This is a genomic window from Bacillus sp. FJAT-44742, assembly GCF_002797315.1.
GTDB lineage: Bacteria > Bacillota > Bacilli > Bacillales > Marinococcaceae > Thalassorhabdus > Thalassorhabdus alkalitolerans.
On record NZ_KZ454936.1, the window covers coordinates 1,899,478 to 1,915,252 of the forward strand.

15 protein-coding genes and 1 pseudogene are annotated in these 15,775 nt (G+C 42.5%); 1 reads left to right on the top strand and 15 read right to left on the bottom strand.

Annotation, left to right across the window (positions count from 1 at the left end; all coding sequences use genetic code 11):
• Window positions 1–119 precede the first annotated feature (119 nt).
• The 5 genes from dapA to dpaA form a co-directional block, all read right to left on the bottom strand.
• Window positions 120–998, bottom strand: a complete 879-nt coding sequence (gene dapA, locus CEF17_RS09405; RefSeq protein ID WP_100399306.1) for a 4-hydroxy-tetrahydrodipicolinate synthase — start codon at window positions 996–998, stop codon at window positions 120–122.
• 89 nt (window positions 999–1,087) lie between these two features.
• Window positions 1,088–2,302 carry an aspartate kinase gene (gene dapG / locus CEF17_RS09410; protein ID WP_100399307.1) on the bottom strand — a complete coding sequence of 405 codons (1,215 nt, stop codon included), beginning with the start codon at window positions 2,300–2,302 and terminating at the stop codon, window positions 1,088–1,090.
• Window positions 2,303–2,317: 15 nt separating this feature from the next.
• A complete protein-coding gene (gene asd / locus CEF17_RS09415) occupies window positions 2,318–3,367 on the bottom strand; it encodes an aspartate-semialdehyde dehydrogenase (protein ID WP_054635340.1) in 1,050 nt (349 codons plus the stop codon).
• A gap of 138 nt (window positions 3,368–3,505) precedes the next feature.
• Window positions 3,506–4,102, bottom strand: coding sequence for a dipicolinate synthase subunit B (locus CEF17_RS09420; RefSeq protein ID WP_100399308.1), 597 nt, complete (start codon window positions 4,100–4,102; stop codon window positions 3,506–3,508).
• 20 nt (window positions 4,103–4,122) lie between these two features.
• Complete coding sequence (gene dpaA / locus CEF17_RS09425; RefSeq protein WP_100399309.1) at window positions 4,123–4,998, bottom strand: dipicolinic acid synthetase subunit A; 876 nt, start codon at window positions 4,996–4,998, stop codon at window positions 4,123–4,125.
• A 130-nt stretch (window positions 4,999–5,128) separates the two neighbouring features.
• Between dpaA and CEF17_RS20380 the strand changes: the two genes are divergently transcribed.
• Window positions 5,129–5,311: a hypothetical protein gene (locus tag CEF17_RS20380; protein WP_198508938.1), complete on the top strand. Its 183-nt coding sequence runs from the start codon at window positions 5,129–5,131 to the stop codon at window positions 5,309–5,311.
• On the opposite strand, the gene CEF17_RS09430 is transcribed toward CEF17_RS20380, so the two are convergent.
• The 10 genes and pseudogenes from CEF17_RS09430 to infB form a co-directional block, all read right to left on the bottom strand.
• Window positions 5,294–5,524 (bottom strand): YlmC/YmxH family sporulation protein, encoded by a 231-nt coding sequence (locus CEF17_RS09430; protein ID WP_100399310.1) that lies wholly within the window; start codon window positions 5,522–5,524, stop codon window positions 5,294–5,296. The genes CEF17_RS20380 and CEF17_RS09430 overlap by 18 nt on opposite strands.
• Window positions 5,525–5,608: 84 nt before the next feature.
• Window positions 5,609–6,850: a M16 family metallopeptidase gene (locus CEF17_RS09435; protein WP_100399311.1), complete on the bottom strand. Its 1,242-nt coding sequence runs from the start codon at window positions 6,848–6,850 to the stop codon at window positions 5,609–5,611.
• A 37-nt stretch (window positions 6,851–6,887) separates the two neighbouring features.
• Window positions 6,888–7,853, bottom strand: a complete 966-nt coding sequence (locus CEF17_RS09440; RefSeq protein WP_100399312.1) for a polysaccharide deacetylase family protein — start codon at window positions 7,851–7,853, stop codon at window positions 6,888–6,890.
• A gap of 176 nt (window positions 7,854–8,029) precedes the next feature.
• A complete protein-coding gene (locus CEF17_RS09445; RefSeq protein WP_100400864.1) occupies window positions 8,030–10,156 on the bottom strand; it encodes a polyribonucleotide nucleotidyltransferase in 2,127 nt (708 codons plus the stop codon).
• 203 nt (window positions 10,157–10,359) lie between these two features.
• Window positions 10,360–10,629 carry a 30S ribosomal protein S15 gene (gene rpsO / locus CEF17_RS09450; protein ID WP_054635335.1) on the bottom strand — a complete coding sequence of 90 codons (270 nt, stop codon included), beginning with the start codon at window positions 10,627–10,629 and terminating at the stop codon, window positions 10,360–10,362.
• 153 nt (window positions 10,630–10,782) lie between these two features.
• Window positions 10,783–11,754 (bottom strand): bifunctional riboflavin kinase/FAD synthetase, encoded by a 972-nt coding sequence (ribF, locus tag CEF17_RS09455; RefSeq protein ID WP_100399313.1) that lies wholly within the window; start codon window positions 11,752–11,754, stop codon window positions 10,783–10,785.
• A gap of 151 nt (window positions 11,755–11,905) precedes the next feature.
• Window positions 11,906–12,817, bottom strand: a complete 912-nt coding sequence (gene truB / locus CEF17_RS09460; RefSeq protein ID WP_100399314.1) for a tRNA pseudouridine(55) synthase TruB — start codon at window positions 12,815–12,817, stop codon at window positions 11,906–11,908.
• A 201-nt stretch (window positions 12,818–13,018) separates the two neighbouring features.
• Window positions 13,019–13,375 (bottom strand): 30S ribosome-binding factor RbfA, encoded by a 357-nt coding sequence (rbfA, locus tag CEF17_RS09465; RefSeq protein WP_054635332.1) that lies wholly within the window; start codon window positions 13,373–13,375, stop codon window positions 13,019–13,021.
• 17 nt (window positions 13,376–13,392) lie between these two features.
• Window positions 13,393–13,671: a DUF503 domain-containing protein gene (locus CEF17_RS09470; RefSeq protein ID WP_054635331.1), complete on the bottom strand. Its 279-nt coding sequence runs from the start codon at window positions 13,669–13,671 to the stop codon at window positions 13,393–13,395.
• Window positions 13,668–15,425, bottom strand: a pseudogene (gene infB, locus CEF17_RS09475) (translation initiation factor IF-2); the annotation flags it as partial. The pseudogene infB and the gene CEF17_RS09470, both read right to left, overlap by 4 nt.
• Window positions 15,426–15,775: the final 350 nt, after the last annotated feature.

Consider the following 15,775-nt stretch of genomic DNA (forward strand, 5'->3'; position numbering starts at 1 on the left):
CCGGACGAATCACTTGGTTGTAGTATAACTTAATTTGGAAAGAGAATACAAGACCAAGAGACCTTATCTGGTTGGTTTTCCCTCTCCTTTCTGCTTGAAGGAAAAAGAAAACCCGGCTGTTATGCCGGGAGAAATATATCTCGAACCCAATTCATTTCCGGATCTGTTAACGGTAGAATCGGGGATCTTGTTGTTCTCGAAAGGATGCCTTTTTGCTCCAAAACCCCTTTGATAGGCGCAGGATTTGGAGTAATGAAACATGCTTTCATTTTGGGTAGCAGGCCCCTGTGAATACCAGCAGCTTTCGTAATATCCCCAGTCAAATAACATCCGATCATTTCACTCATTTCCCTGCCAATCAAATGAGCGGCAACAGATACCACCCCATGGCCTCCTATTGATAAAACAGGGAGCGTCAAGGAATCATCTCCGCTATAAAGCTTAAAGTCTTTCGGGGCATTTTCAATCACATATGCCATCTGCTCTAAGTTTCCATTGGCTTCTTTGACCGAAGTGATATTAGGAATGTGAGAAAGCTTTAATAGAGTCGTACTGTGCAGGTCAACGATACATCGACCAGGGATGTTATAAATCATAACCGGTAATGAGGTTGACTCTGCTATTGCTTTAAAATGATGATACATCCCTTCTTGGGTTGGTTTATTGTAGTAAGGAGTCACAGCCATAATACCGTCTACACCCAGCGAAGAGGCTTTTTGGGTCAGCTCCGCTGAATAAGCTGTATCATTGGTTCCGGTCCCTGCGATGACTGGAACCCGCCCTCCGGCTGCTTCCTTAACTCGTTTAAATAGAGCAAGCTTCTCTTCAGTGGAAAGCGTGGGAGACTCTCCGGTCGTTCCCGCTACAACTAAGCCTTCCGTATTGTGGGCAATTAAATATTCAACTAGATCATCAACCGCAGCCCATTCAATTGCACCATCCGAATTGAAGGGAGTCACCATTGCTGTGAGTAAGCGCCCGTGGTCCACTTCTTTCATCTCCTTTTCACCTATGAAAGGGTTGTCACAAGTTGACATTATAGGTCAGGCGGGGATTTCTCCCCGCCTGATTTCTCTTTCGTTACCTATTAATTTTCAAGTTCAAACATATGATGAAGGGCATTCACTGCTTTTTTTGTATCTTCCCCATGCACTAATACCCAGATTGTAGTGTGGGAATCGGCAGATTGAAGAATTTGGATGTTTTGTTCGGTTAATGCAGCCACGATTTTGGAGGCTACACCAGGAACACCAGTCATCCCAGCTCCTACTGCAGAAACCTTAGAACAGTTTCTCACAACCTGTGATTCATACCCTTTATCGAGCAGCAGCTGCTCTGCTTTGGCTGCGAGATGATCGGGAACCGTATACACTACTCCGGTGGGGTGAATATTAATAAAATCGACACTGATATTAGCCTGAGCCATCGTTTTAAAAACATCCGCCTGCAAGTTATACTGGCCTTCCTTTTCTTTCACAGTAATCTGGGAAATTTCAGATAAATGAGCAATCCCTGTCACCGGGCGTTCTTCCAGATCACTACCGGCGCTGCCCCCATGAGTTGTCGTAATTAAAGTTCCCGCTACGTCAGATTGTGTAGAGCGGATGCGAATCGGTATCTTAGCCTGCATGGCAATTTCGACCGCACGAGGGTGAATTACCTTGGCGCCCTGGTATGCCATATTGCAAATTTCATTGTATGTTACTGCCTTTAGAGGTCGTGCTGTATCCACCATTCTTGGATCAGCAGTCATCACCCCGTCTACATCGGTAAATATATCAACGTAATCAGCTTGCAAGGCTGCGCCTAAGGCTGTGGCTGACGTATCACTCCCACCCCGGCCCAGAGTCGTAATTTCCCCAGTAGCCGAGCTGCCTTGAAAGCCTGCTACTACTACGACATCAAAGTGGTGCAGACGCTCTTTTAAGCCGTCGCATTGCATATCAATAATTTTTGCATTTGAGAATTCTTCATTTGTGCGGAAACCAGCTTGAGCTCCCGTCACAGCAGAAGCTTTTACATTCAAAGATTGAAGCAAGTCAGTAAAAACAACAGAGGAGATAACTTCTCCGCATGATACAAGTAAGTCCTTTTCCCGCTCATCAGCAAAGGAATCATTGCCATTCACAAGACTAAGAAGTGTATCTGTTGCGTAGGGATCACCTTTTCGACCCATAGCTGACACAACCACTACCACTTTATAGCCATTTTCAACGGCTTGCTTGACATGATGTGCTGCCTGCCTTCTTACTTCTTCATTTCTAACCGAGGTTCCCCCAAACTTTTGAACAACAACCTTCATAAGCCACCCTCTTCTTTACTTCAAGAGTCCTAATTTATCAAGACTTTCGGCAATTTGAACGGAATTGTATGCTGCACCCTTTACTAGATTATCAGAAACAACCCACATATGATAACCATTGTCACGGTCAAGGTCTCTGCGGATTCGTCCAACAAATACATCAGGAAGACCTACACAGTCAATGGCAAGGGGATACTCCTGCTGGGATGGGTCATCTTTTAAAGTGATTCCTTCTCCTTCAGCAATGGTGTTTTTAAACTCTTCTGCTGATGCTCCGCCGTTTTCCACTTCTACATAAACCGATTCAGAATGTCCTGTTTCCACAGGCAGACGGACACATGTAGCAGCTACCTCCAGAGAGTTCATATGCATAATTTTTTTCGTTTCATTAATCATCTTCATTTCTTCAAAGGTGTACCCATTTTCTTGAAAAAGGTCAATTTGAGGCACCGCATTATAGGCAATTTGATAATGCTTTTTATCTCCGCCTACAGGTAATATTTCTGGTGTTACTTCTTTTCCATCTAAAATATCTCTTGATTGCTCTTTCATTTCTGTGATGGCTTCAAGCCCCGCTCCTGATACCGCCTGGTACGTGGAGACAATGACTTTTTTAAGGCCATACTTTTGGCGAACTGGTTCTAAGGCTACAACCATCTGAATTGTAGAACAGTTAGGGTTTGCAATAATGCCCTTATGATTTTTTACATCTTCTTCATTTACTTCCGGCACGACAAGAGGAACATCCTCATCCATGCGGTAAGCACTTGTATTATCTACAACTACTGCTCCACGCTTCACAGCTTCAGGAGCAAGCTTTTTGGAAACTGATCCTCCTGCAGAAAACAGGGCGAGCTGAATTCCCTCAAATGCTTCTGGAGTTGCCTCTTCTACAGTAACTTCTTCCCCTTTAAAGGAAAGCTTCTTTCCTGCTGAACGTTTGGATGATAACAATTTTATAGACTTAATAGGAAAATCTTTATCCTCTAACGTTTTTAACATTTGTTCACCAACTGCACCAGTTGCTCCTACAACTGCTACGTTATAACCTGCTTCATTTGCCATTATGTGTGATTCTCCCTTCTTTATGTCACCGTTTTTCATAATTACCTTTATTCCCGTTTTGAAAATAAATCAATCGAAAAAAAAGGCTCTTTAACTAACATAAAAGATGGGAGAAAAATTATCAACTATAGTTACGGCTCAATCTCTGAACTTTTCAATTATTACTGGCTGATATTGGCGACCATGTATAGCTGCTTCAATTGTAGCCGGGATTGCTTCCATTCTGGCAACTAGTGAGTTTGGTTTCTGATCAGGAGCGTCCTGGCCGAAAGGAACAAAATAAATATTTTTTGTTGCCATCAGCTTCATAACATTTACTCCGTTAAGTCCTAAAGCATCATTTGTTGAAATGGCAAGGACGACAGGCTTTGAATTCCTTAACGTTGCTTTTGCTCCCATCAATACCGGAGAATCAGTCATAGCGTTAGCAAACTTGCTGATAGAAGTCCCGGTGAGGGGAGCAATCAGCATAGCATCCAAAGGGGTTTTAGGACCAAATGGTTCTGCCTTTACAATTGAATCAATGATATCATCCTGCCCGCTGGCTTTTAGAATTTCTTTTTTCCAGTGGTCTGAGGAACCAAATTTTGTATCTGTGGATAAAACGGTGTGACTGACAAAAGGGATAACCTCTGCCCCCATTTCGCGCAGTCTCTCCATTTCCGGCATAATTTCTTCCAACGTACAATGAGAGCCGGTTACCCCAAACCCTATACGCTTACCTTTAAGCGTCATTATTGGGCCTCCTTTCACATTCACTGCTCTTCTAACAATCTGACAGCTACATCAGCCAAAATCTTCCCGGCTGTTTTTGGAGCGACTAAACCTGGAAGACCCGGTGCAAGCTTGGCGCGGATTCCTCTTTTCTTTGCATAGGTAAAGTCTGTACCTCCGGGTTTGGAGGCCAAGTCTACAATAATACAGCGGGGAGCCATATGAGCCAGCACATGGCCTGTTAAAACTGGAGCTGGGATTGTGTTTATACAAATATCTGCGCTTTGGACTTTTTCAGGTAATTCTTTTAGTGGGAAAGCTTTCATTTTCATCTCTTCTGCCCGAGCTCTTTCGGCAGAATTATCGGTCCCTACTTTTACATATGCTCCTAGGGCAGAAAAGGTTCTGGCTACGGTCATTCCAACCCGGCCTAACCCTAAAATTATTGTTTCAGAGCCATGTACCGTAATATCTGTATCCTGAATGACAAGAAGCAGCGTACCTTCTGCAGTCGGGATCGCATTATAGATGGCGACGTCATCCCTCTCTAATAGTTTAATTAAGGAGCATTCTGCTTTCTTTGCCATCTCGTCAAGTGTTTTATTTGAAATACCCGTGTAAATCGAGCAATCTTTCGGAGTACGGTTTAACCATTCCTGCGTAACCACAGCCGGTTTGCTTGAGAACGTTGTTTCTACTTCACCATTTTCCTGCATCCCGCTAACCGGGAGTAATACAGCGTGCAGATCTTCTCCTGAAATTTCTTCCATTGTTACATGCTTGGCACCAATGAACTGCCTTTGTAACTTTTCAAATCCTACTAGAAACAAGGTGGCATCACGTTGAATTAAACGATCTATCACCTCAATTTGTCTTGCATCTCCACCTATAACAGCTATTTTCTTTCCTGTCAGCATGGGGCTTCCTCTCCCTCTCCTTCAACCTTCCATGCAATTATTTTGGTTTTTCCTTTTCTCTCTACTACGGTATGAGTAATGAGAACTTTCGTGAGACGGACAAACACCTATTATTTTATGTAAAGAAAGCATGGACTGTTTGCCTAACTCCATCTCTTCCCGGACTCTCAGGTTATGCAGGCTGCCTGATGAGCGTGCAGAAGAAATAGAGCTTAGCGAAGATAACCAATTAAAATGTACAGTTACACTTGATGGGGATAATTTTTGGATGCAAAAAGAGCCATATCATGGCTCTTTACATATCAATGATTAAGAAGTCATCGCCTATCGTTTTAATATGGTGCCAATAAACAGTCATTTCGTTTTGTTTTTTTCTAAAAGGCATCCAGCTTTGTGTCGGTAATAGAAAGGCCTCTACTTTTCCGGTTGCTTCATCCACTAACACGTCAGCAGCACCCAGGACTCCAAGCCTTTCTCCTTTTTTATAATCAATCACTTCTTTACCATGGAGCTCACTAAGGCGCATGTATGCCCCCTCCTTTTCTTCTTATGTGTATGTGTACAAGACAAAAAAATTAACCAGTTCTGGCGAACTGGTTAAAAAAGTACTTTATTTAGATAAAGATGAGGGAAACCTGCCTGTAGGGCTGATTAAAGACAAGGAAAAGTCATCGATAAACACCTCGGAAGCCACCTTTAGCACATCTTCCTCAGTAACCTTGTTTACCTGCTGGATCACCTCATCGAGGCTGCGGTGATATCCGAGTAAAAGCTCATTTTTCCCATTTCTGCTCATCCGGCTGTTTGAACTTTCCAGGCTTAGCATTAAGTTTCCTTTCAACTGTTCTTTTCCATTTGTTAATTCTTTCTTTGTTAATCCTTTTTTTCTTAAATCCTTAATACAATTCACTGTCGCATCAAACAACTCATCTAAATGGCCAGGCGCTGTTCCTCCATAAATTGTGAGCATTCCGTTATCCTGAAAAGAAGAATGGTAGGAAAAGACAGAATAAGCCAATCCTCTTTTTTCTCTGATCTCTTGAAACAAACGGCTGCTCATGCTTCCTCCCAGCACATTGTTAAGCAGTGCCAATGCATAAATGCTTTCATCCCCTGCTGGTACTCCCGGGTAACCTAAACAGAGGTGAGCCTGCTCTGTCTCCTTTTCTCTTGCCATTTTATTTGTTAAAAATGTAGGCTTTTCAATATTTTTATCTGCACCTTTGGGCTTCAACTCAGAAAAAACACTGGAAATTTGTTCAATCATATCTTCTTTAATGTTCCCGGCTATGGAAATGACGACATTTTCTCCTGTGTAATAACGCTCCAGGTAGCCTTGCAGCGTTTCACGGCTGAATGTGTTCAACGTATCCGCAGTACCTAAAATAGGAAGGCCAAGGGGATGGTTCCCGTAGCTTGCCTCTCCTAAAATATCATGGACAATATCATCTGGTGTATCATCAACCATTTTAATTTCCTCAAGGACTACATTTTTTTCTTTCATCAATTCTTCTGTATCAAAGGTAGAATGAAAGAACATATCCGACAGGACATCAAGTGCCTTTGGGGCATGCTCATCAAGTACTTTTGCATAAAAGCAAGTATATTCCTTTGAAGTAAATGCGTTAACTTGTCCCCCGATTTGATCAAAGCTTTCTGCAATTTCCTGAGGGTTCCGCTTTTCCGTCCCTTTAAAAAACATGTGCTCAAGAAAATGGGAAATACCATTCTCTTCTTTTTCTTCATTTCTTGAACCTGTTCCTACCCATATACCGATAGAAACTGAGCGCAGCGACTCTATTTGCTCTGAGACGATACGCACACCATTATCTAACGTTATTTTATTTACCAACGTAATGCCTCCTTGAAATCTACTGCCTTACTACTGCCTATTGGACTCTTCCCTCATCTACTAAACGGGAAACGGTGCCAAATTTAAGTCCTTTTTCTTTCATTCCTGTAATCATGCTCTCTAAGCCATCTCGTGAGGCCCCTGTCGGGTGCATCAATATCATTGCTCCAGGGTGGCTGTCTTTTACGATTCTTGCTGCCATAGATGAAGGTTCAGGGCTTTTCCAATCAATGGTGTCCAGTGTCCACATGATGGTTCCCATTCCATGTTCATGGGCGATATCAACCACATCCTGGCGGTAGCTTCCTGATGGAGGAGCAAACCAGCGTGGTTTCACATCGAGAGCAGCTTGTATGGTTTCATTGGTCTTTAAAATTTCTTCATGAATTCTTTCGTTTGACATTTGCTTTAAATCAGGATGTGAATAAGCATGGTTGCCAATTTCATGTCCTTCTTCGAGAATCATTTTAGCTAACTTAGGGTTATTTTTCACCCATGAGCCATCGAGAAAAAACGTGGCTTTTACATTATGTTTTTGAAAAGTCTTCAACATATCAGGCAGGTATTCATTTCCCCATGCTACATTTACGAGAAAGGCTGCCATAGGCTTTTGAGAATTCCCTTTATATATTGGGCTTGGGGGAAGGTCGGATAAATGCACCTTTGGGCTTTCTTCTTTAAAAACAAGCAGACCCTTATCAAATTGCCCCTTTTGGTTCATTTTCTTGTAGGAAGCTTCAATATCAACAACTCTCCCGTTATATCCTGGTACCGCTTTCCATACCTTATCCACTACCGCATCAACAGCCGGTTCATTGTATTGTTCAGCAGCTTCTTGAATTTGTTCATATAACGACTGCTGCATGGTAGTTGAAGCCATTCTAGCTTCCTGTTTTACTTCCTGTATGTACTCAGTGCTAAAGGGGTTGTAAACTGCACTGTAGCTAATCACTCCAATTATTGCAAAAAAGAATAGTTGTATAACAATAAATCGTTTTCTCATCATGATTCCCTCCTCGTCCCATTCTTATGTGAAACATGAAAATAATAGAACGAAGCAGAAGGGGGATCTTTTTGGTTTTAAAACTGAAAAACAAACCATATTCTCACAGTACAAAAAGAACTTGGCTTTCGCCAAGCCAAGCATCTTTACTGTATCAGACAAGGGTCCTGTTGCCCCTAGTTTTGATTTTGCTCCTGGTTTTGTTCCTGAGATTCTTCTTGTTTCTTCTTCTCTTTCAGAAGGACTTTTCTCGAAAGGTTGACGCGGCCTTGATTGTCAATTTCTGTGACTTTGACTTCAATTTCGTCACCGATTTTAACAATGTCCTCCACTTTGTTCACCCGCTCCTCTGCCAGCTGGGAAATGTGAACAAGTCCATCCTTGCCTTTAAAAAGTTCCACAAAGGCTCCAAATTTTTCAATCCGTTTTACTTTTCCTTTGTAGACTTCACCAACCTCAACTTCACGGACAATATCTTCAATGGTGTCTTTTGCTTTCAGGTTTGCTTCTTGGTCCGTAGAAGAAATATAGATGGTACCGTCTTGTTCAATGTCGATTTTCACGCCCGTATCTTCAATGATTTGGTTAATGGTTTTTCCGCTCGGACCAATTACATCACGAATCTTTTCTGCCTTAATGTTCATTGTAAGAATTTTTGGAGCGTACTCTGAAAGCTCTGTACGATATTCTCCGATGGCAGCAAGCATGTTTTCTAAAATACGAAGACGGGCCTTTCTCGCCTGCTCTAACGCATATTCCAGGATGTCACGGTCAATGCCGGAAATTTTAATATCCATTTGCAGGGCTGTTACGCCTTTTTCCGTGCCTGCCACTTTAAAGTCCATGTCCCCTAAAGCGTCTTCCATTCCCTGAATATCGGTTAAAATGGAGACATCCTCATCTTCTTTGACAAGACCCATCGCAATCCCGGCAACCGGAGCTTTAATAGGCACACCCGCATCCATCATGGCAAGGGTACTGGCGCAAATACTCGCCTGAGAAGTAGAACCGTTAGATTCAAGCACTTCTGAAACTAAACGAATCGTATAAGGGAACGCTTTTTCATCAGGTATAATTGGCTCAAGTGCACGTTCTCCCAATGCCCCATGCCCGATTTCTCTTCTTCCAGGTGCACGTATCGGCCCTGTTTCTCCTACACTGAAAGATGGAAAATTATAATGATGCATAAATCGCTTGGATTCTTCCATACCTAACCCATCAAGAATTTGAACATCTCCTAATGCCCCAAGAGTACAGACACTTAACGCCTGGGTTTGTCCTCTTGTAAAAAGGCCGGAACCGTGGGTTCTAGGCAAAAGCTTAACAATTGAAGAAAGGTCACGAATTTCACCTGACGAACGACCATCCGGACGAAGGTCTTCTTTTGTGATCAGGCGCCTAAATTCTTCTTTGACAAGTTTTTGAAGAATTTCTTTCACTTCTTCTCGATCTTCTTCTTCAAATTGTTCTGTAATTTCTTCTGTAACTTGATCAATAGCATCCTGACGGGCATGCTTTTCTTTCACTGTTACTGCACTCTTTAAGGTTGCTTCAGCATGGTCCCGCACTCTCGTTTCCAGGTCAGGATCTAGTTGTTTTAAGACAACGTCCATTTTTTCAGGTGCAAGCTTCTCAGCAATTTCTTCCTGAAAAGCCACAAGTCTTTTAATTTCTTCATGGCCAAACATAATGGCTTCAAGCATCGTTTCTTCAGAAACCTGTTCCGCTCCGGCTTCCACCATATTAATTGCTTCTTTTGTTCCTGCAACGGTTAGTTCAATATCACTTTGTTCCAATTGCTCTGTTGTCGGGTTAATGATAAACTCTCCATCAACACGTCCCACAACCACTCCGGCAATCGGACCTGAAAAAGGAATATCAGACAAAGACAGAGCCAGCGATGAACCAAGCATAGCTGCCATTTCTGTAGGCGAGTTTTGGTCCACACTCATTACAATGCTGATCACTTGTATTTCGTTACGGAAGCCATCAGGAAATAAAGGACGGATCGGGCGGTCAATCAGGCGGCTTGCCAGGACAGCCTTTTCACTTGGACGGCCTTCTCTTTTAATAAATCCTCCTGGGATTTTTCCGGCAGCATACAACCGCTCCTCATAATTGACGGTCAATGGAAAAAAAGGAAGGTCTTTTGGTTCTTTGGAAGCTGTTGCAGTAGAAAGAACCACAGTGTCCCCATAGCGGATAAGCACGGAACCGTTTGCCTGCTTCGCAAGCTGCCCTGTTTCCACTGTGAGCTTCCGTCCTGCCCAATCTAACGTAAAGGTCTGTTTTTCATGTTCCATTACCAATGAGTATTCCTCCTGTGTTTAAATTCATTTTTATTTTATATACTTATCTTTGCCAACTGCTTCAATACTTAAGCAAATACAGTTTATTTCATAGGAGAAGAGCACTTGAGGATTTGTAAATCCTCCTCTGGTTTGTAAAAATATCCAGTTGCTGAACCTAACAAAAAAGCGGGAACATATCCCGCTTTTGTTATTGCTTATCGACGAAGACCGAGCTTTTGAATTAATTCACGGTAACGAGTAATGTCTTTGTTTCTCAAGTAAGTAAGCAGGTTACGGCGCTTACCAACCATCTTCAAAAGGCCGCGGCGTGAATGATGATCTTTCTTATGAGTACGTAAGTGCTCATTAAGGGTGTTAATCTGCTCTGTTAAGATCGCCACTTGTACTTCAGGGGATCCTGTATCGTTTTCGTGAGTTTTAAACTCTTCAACTAGTTCTTGCTTACGTTCTTGTGTCAATGCCATGAAAGGCACCTCCTTGATTTTTTTTCAACCAGTTCCTAGCAGTTCGTCGGAGAAGCGATACAGCCAAGAAGTGGTCACTTTTAATACATTGATTAGAATACCTTTTTTTCGTCCAAATTGCAAGAGATCACAGTTATTTTCCTTCACTATAACCTATTTCGAAGGAGCCCGGCTTTTCTCTTCTTTGAAAAAGTGTTCTGCTTCCTGTTTATCTTTTTCAATCTGTTTTACGAGGTCGTCCACCGAAGAAAACTTTTTTTCATGACGAATTCTTTTGTGCCAGATAACCTCTACCTCTTCCTCATAAATATCTTTATCAAAGGAAAAAAGGTGGACTTCTATATTGGGTTCTCCTTTTCTTTCTTTATGAAAGGTAGGCTTATAGCCAACATTGCAGACCCCGTCATATACATTTTGGCCAACCTTCAGCGACACAGCGTAAACTCCCAGCGCTGGATATACATAAGGAAAGGAAAAGGATATGTTAGCTGTAGGAAAACCGATTGTCCGTCCTCTTTTTTCCCCATGCACGACTTTTCCTGTTACCTTATAGCTGCGGCCAAGAAGGGTATTTGCATCCTCAATCTCACCATCAGTTAGTTTAGTGCGGATCAACGTGGAACTGATTTTCTCATGCTTTTCTTCAAGCTTCCCTACAGTCGATTGACCGAATTGACCTCTTGAATGAAAAGGAAGGGTTTCCATCGTTCCTTTTCCCATTCTTCCATAAGAATAATCAAAGCCCGCCACGACATGTACTGCATGGAGGCCGATTAAGTACTGATCCACAAACTCTTGAGGGGTCAAGGCTGCAAACGTAAGATCAAAATTAACAATATAGAGGCGATCTACTCCCAAGCGCTTCATTTCACTTTCTTTATCTGGCATCGGTGTAATATATTTCATGTCTTCTTCATTGACCTTGGAAGATAAGACAGATTTAGGATGAGGGTGAAAAGTCATCACCGCACAATCAGCCCTCCTCTTTTCAGCCTCCGCCTTTGCAGCTTTGATCACTTTTTGATGTCCCCGATGAACGCCGTCAAAATAACCTAAGGCTATAACGGTTTCTGGAAGGTCGTTTTTTGTATATGAGTGAGGATGGTAAAGATATATGGTTTCCACAGCTATCACCTGCCAAACTAATTCCCTTATTTTCTTTCCGTTTCTTAGTTGAGGCCGCCCTCTTTAAAAAACCGGGTCTCCGTGCCTCACTGCCTTTCTTGCAACCCTACTCATATTCTTTCACACAGCCAAAAGAGAAGCAACTAAACTTCTATTCTCCTCGCTTCCCCAGCATGGTTTCAGGCTTAACCATGCCTCGCTTTTTCGGATGATCTGTATAAATGGCAAGAATTTCTCCTTGATACGAGATTAAGAATGAAGAAGAAGAGACGGTTGAAAACTTTTCAAATACCCCGCCATTTAACACTTTCTCTGCGACTTCCCGATCAACTTCCACTTTTTCATAATCTTTCAGCCCTGTTGAAATGGGAAGAAGGTGCTCCTCCTGGGAACCATCTTTTTTTGCCTGTTCAAGCTCTTCAAAGGTTACGCACTCTTCTATCGTAAAATCACCTGAAGCAGTACGGGTAAGCGCAGACATATGGGCAGGGTAACCAAGAGTTCGCCCTATATCCACAGCCAATGTGCGTACGTAAGTTCCTTTACTGCATGTCACCGTAAAGTCAAAGCTTACTGTTTGTTCTTCGGAACGGATCGACTGATGATGAAAAGACAAATCATAGATGGTCACTTCTCTTTTAGGCCGTTCAACTTCTACCCCTTCTCTTGCATACTCATAAAGCTTTTTCCCCTTTACTTTAACCGCTGAGTACATTGGGGGCACTTGTGTGATCGTTCCGGTAAACTGCTTGATAACGGTCTCAATATCAGCGATCGCCGGGGCTTTTGTGACACTTACCTGTTCAATGATGTCCCCAGTTGCATCTTCTGTGTCGGTTGCCGCGCCAAGGGTTACGGTTCCCTGATATGTTTTTGGCTTTGCTGTTAAGTACTCAGATATTTTCGTGGCTCTTCCAATACAAATAGGAAGCACCCCATCGACTTCCGGGTCGAGGGTACCTGTATGTCCAACTTTTTTCGTTTGAAATATTTTTCTAATCTTCATCACACAATCATGCGAGGTCAAGCCTTTTGGTTTATATAAAGGCAAAATACCATCCATATTATAAACTCCCTGCTGCATAATTTATTTCATTTATCAAGAGACTCTTTAAACACCAAAGCTTCAAGTTGCTTTATTCCCCCTTCCCATCCACTAAAAATGCGGGGAGACATTGCATACCACAAAACTACAATTGATTTACTAGAGTCTTTCTTAAAGGGAAGAAAAGGATAGACAATAAATTTGCCTATCCTTTCTCCTTTACTGTTCTCGATTGTCTGTTTTCACTTCTTTTAACAGCTGTTCAATCCGATTCCCATATTCAATGGACTCATCAATCTCAAAAGAAATATCCGGAGTCTTGCGAAGCTGTATCCGCTGCCCCACTTCACTGCGGATAAACCCTTTCGCGTCTTGGAGAGCTTTGACTGTTTTGGCTTTTTCTTCTTCATCACCAAGAACCGTGATAAAGACTTTTGCCTGCTGCAGATCGCCTGTAACGTCTACACCTGTCACAGTCACAAACTGAACCCGGGGATCTTTAATTTCTCTGGTGAAAATATCTGCCAGTTCTTTTTTCATTTGCTCTCCTACACGGTGAGCTCTTACATTGCCCATGATCTAGGTCCTCCTTTTTACAGCCACTCATACGTTGTGACTGTTCGTTCTAAATCATAAACTCCGTCAATCAAGGAAAGAGCCCGCTGCAGTTCTCTTTCCACGGGCTCTTTTTCAGAGCCTACGCAAACGATTGAAAGAGCTGTACGCTGCCAGACATTTTGATGGTCCACTTCAGCTACTGAAACGTTAAGCCTTTGCCTTAAACGTGTGACCAGGCTTTGTAAAACAGACCGCTTTTCTTTTAAGCTGCCCGCTTCATAGATGAAGCATTCGCAATGAACTACACCAATCATGCCTGTTTAATTTCTTCCATTACGTAGGCTTCAATGATGTCTCCTTCTTTAATGTCGTTGAAATTATTAAGGGTTACACCACACTCATACCCGTTTTGCACTTCTTTAACATCATCTTTAAAACGTTTGAGAGCATTCAACCCACCTTCATAGATGACAACCCCGTCTCTAATCAGACGGACATCAGAATCACGGGTGATTTTCCCTTCAAGGACATAGCTTCCGGCAATAGTGCCGATTTTGGAAACATTGAATGTCTGACGCACTTCAACCTGTCCAATGACCTTTTCACGATATTCAGGATCAAGCATCCCTTTTAATGCTGCTTCAATTTCTTCAATAGCATCATAAATAACACGATGCAGGCGGACATCAACGTTTTCAACTTCCGCTGTACGCTTAGCATTTACATCAGGGCGGACATTAAACCCTATGACAATGGCATTTGATGCGGCTGCTAAAATAATATCTGATTCTGCAATCGCTCCGACGCCAGTATGAATGATGTTAATCTTAGCGCCTTCTACCTCGATTTTCTCAAGGGATCCTCGTAATGCTTCGGCAGAGCCTTGAACGTCTGCCTTGACGATAATATTGATTTCTTTCATTTCACCTTGCTGAATTTGATCAAATAAATCATCAAGACTGACTTTGTTCGTTTGAGAGCGTTCCTCGTCTCTTGCCCTTATGCCTCTCGCTTCCCCTATTTGCCTTGCTTTTTTCTCATCTTCAAAAATCACAAATTGATCTCCAGCTTGTGGAACATCATTTAATCCTGTAATCTCAACGGGAGTAGAAGGTCCTGCTGTTTTTACACGACGGCCTACATCATTAACCATGGCCCGAATACGGCCAAATGTGTTACCCACTACAATAGGGTCTCCCACTTTCATCGTTCCTGATTGTACGAGAAGAGTAGCAACCGGCCCTCTTCCTTTATCAAGTTCAGCTTCAACGACCGTACCCCGTCCGCGTTTATCAGGGTTCGCTTTTAGCTCTTCCACTTCCGCTACAAGGAGAATCATTTCCAGGAGTTCATCTATACCTTCATTCTTAACAGCTGAAACATTTACAAAAATCGTTTCTCCGCCCCATGCTTCAGGGAGAAGGTTGTGTTCAGAAAGCTCCTGCATGACGCGATCCGGATTTGCATTTTCTTTATCCATTTTGTTAACTGCCACAATAATTGGAACTTCAGCTGCTTTCGCATGGTTGATTGCTTCAACAGTTTGTGGCATAACTCCATCATCTGCCGCTACGACTAGAATCGTAATATCGGTAACTTGAGCTCCACGTGCACGCATGGTTGTAAAAGCCGCATGTCCTGGCGTATCAAGAAACGTAATTTTCTTGCCGTTTTCCTCAACCTGGTAGGCACCAATATGCTGGGTGATTCCTCCAGCTTCCCCTTCCGTTACCTTTGTATGGCGGATAGAGTCAAGCAAAGTCGTTTTGCCGTGGTCAACGTGCCCCATGATTGTCACGACAGGTGGCCGCTCTTGTACATGTTCTTCTTTATCATCTTCTTCTTCCACGTAATGTTCAATATCCAGCTCATCTACATAGACTTCTTCTTCAACTTCCACCCCAAATTCTTCCCCAAGGAGTTCAATTGTTTCTTTGCTGAGCTGTTCATTTTTGGTTGCCATTACACCAAGAAACATTAACTTTTTAATAATTTCAGAAGAATCTTTATGAAGCTTTGCAGCTAATTCTCCTACTGTAAGAGTGCCTGGATAAGTGATTTTTTCTGGGGTAGGTACTGTTTGACGTGGCTGCTGTGGTCTTTTCCTTGCTCCCCCGCCTCGTCTTTGCTGCTTTCCTTTTCTTGCGTTAGGATTTCTGTTTCCTTGTCCTTGTCTATTCTGGGTTTTCTTATCATTATTACTCATGCTATTACCACGGCCTTCCTATTGGGATCTGTTGTCCCTTTTCTTTCAAAGTGATCCTTTTATAATCAAAAGGTGAATGCTTCTTTTCTTTGCCTCTTTGCAAACAAGAAAGCTTATCCTGCCCTTTTGTCTTCAAGGTCAATGATTCAGAATCTTTACAGGAGTAGTAACCACCTGCACCTCTAAAAAACTCCTATCATAATAAAGCATAA

Coding starts and splice junctions, on each gene's coding strand:
- rpsO (WP_054635335.1), bottom strand. CDS start 10,629: ATGGCATTGACACAAGAACGTAAGCAAGAACTAGTTGAAGAGTTTAAA.
- CEF17_RS09445 (WP_100400864.1), bottom strand. CDS start 10,156: ATGGAACATGAAAAACAGACCTTTACGTTAGATTGGGCAGGACGGAAG.
- CEF17_RS09430 (WP_100399310.1), bottom strand. CDS start 5,524: ATGCGCCTTAGTGAGCTCCATGGTAAAGAAGTGATTGATTATAAAAAA.
- CEF17_RS20380 (WP_198508938.1), top strand. CDS start 5,129: ATGGACTGTTTGCCTAACTCCATCTCTTCCCGGACTCTCAGGTTATGC.
- CEF17_RS09420 (WP_100399308.1), bottom strand. CDS start 4,102: ATGACGCTTAAAGGTAAGCGTATAGGGTTTGGGGTAACCGGCTCTCAT.
- CEF17_RS09440 (WP_100399312.1), bottom strand. CDS start 7,853: ATGAGAAAACGATTTATTGTTATACAACTATTCTTTTTTGCAATAATT.
- dapA (WP_100399306.1), bottom strand. CDS start 998: ATGAAAGAAGTGGACCACGGGCGCTTACTCACAGCAATGGTGACTCCC.
- rbfA (WP_054635332.1), bottom strand. CDS start 13,375: ATGGGCAATGTAAGAGCTCACCGTGTAGGAGAGCAAATGAAAAAAGAA.
- CEF17_RS09470 (WP_054635331.1), bottom strand. CDS start 13,671: ATGATTGGTGTAGTTCATTGCGAATGCTTCATCTATGAAGCGGGCAGC.
- dpaA (WP_100399309.1), bottom strand. CDS start 4,998: ATGCTGACAGGAAAGAAAATAGCTGTTATAGGTGGAGATGCAAGACAA.
- truB (WP_100399314.1), bottom strand. CDS start 12,817: ATGGATGGTATTTTGCCTTTATATAAACCAAAAGGCTTGACCTCGCAT.
- dapG (WP_100399307.1), bottom strand. CDS start 2,302: ATGAAGGTTGTTGTTCAAAAGTTTGGGGGAACCTCGGTTAGAAATGAA.
- asd (WP_054635340.1), bottom strand. CDS start 3,367: ATGGCAAATGAAGCAGGTTATAACGTAGCAGTTGTAGGAGCAACTGGT.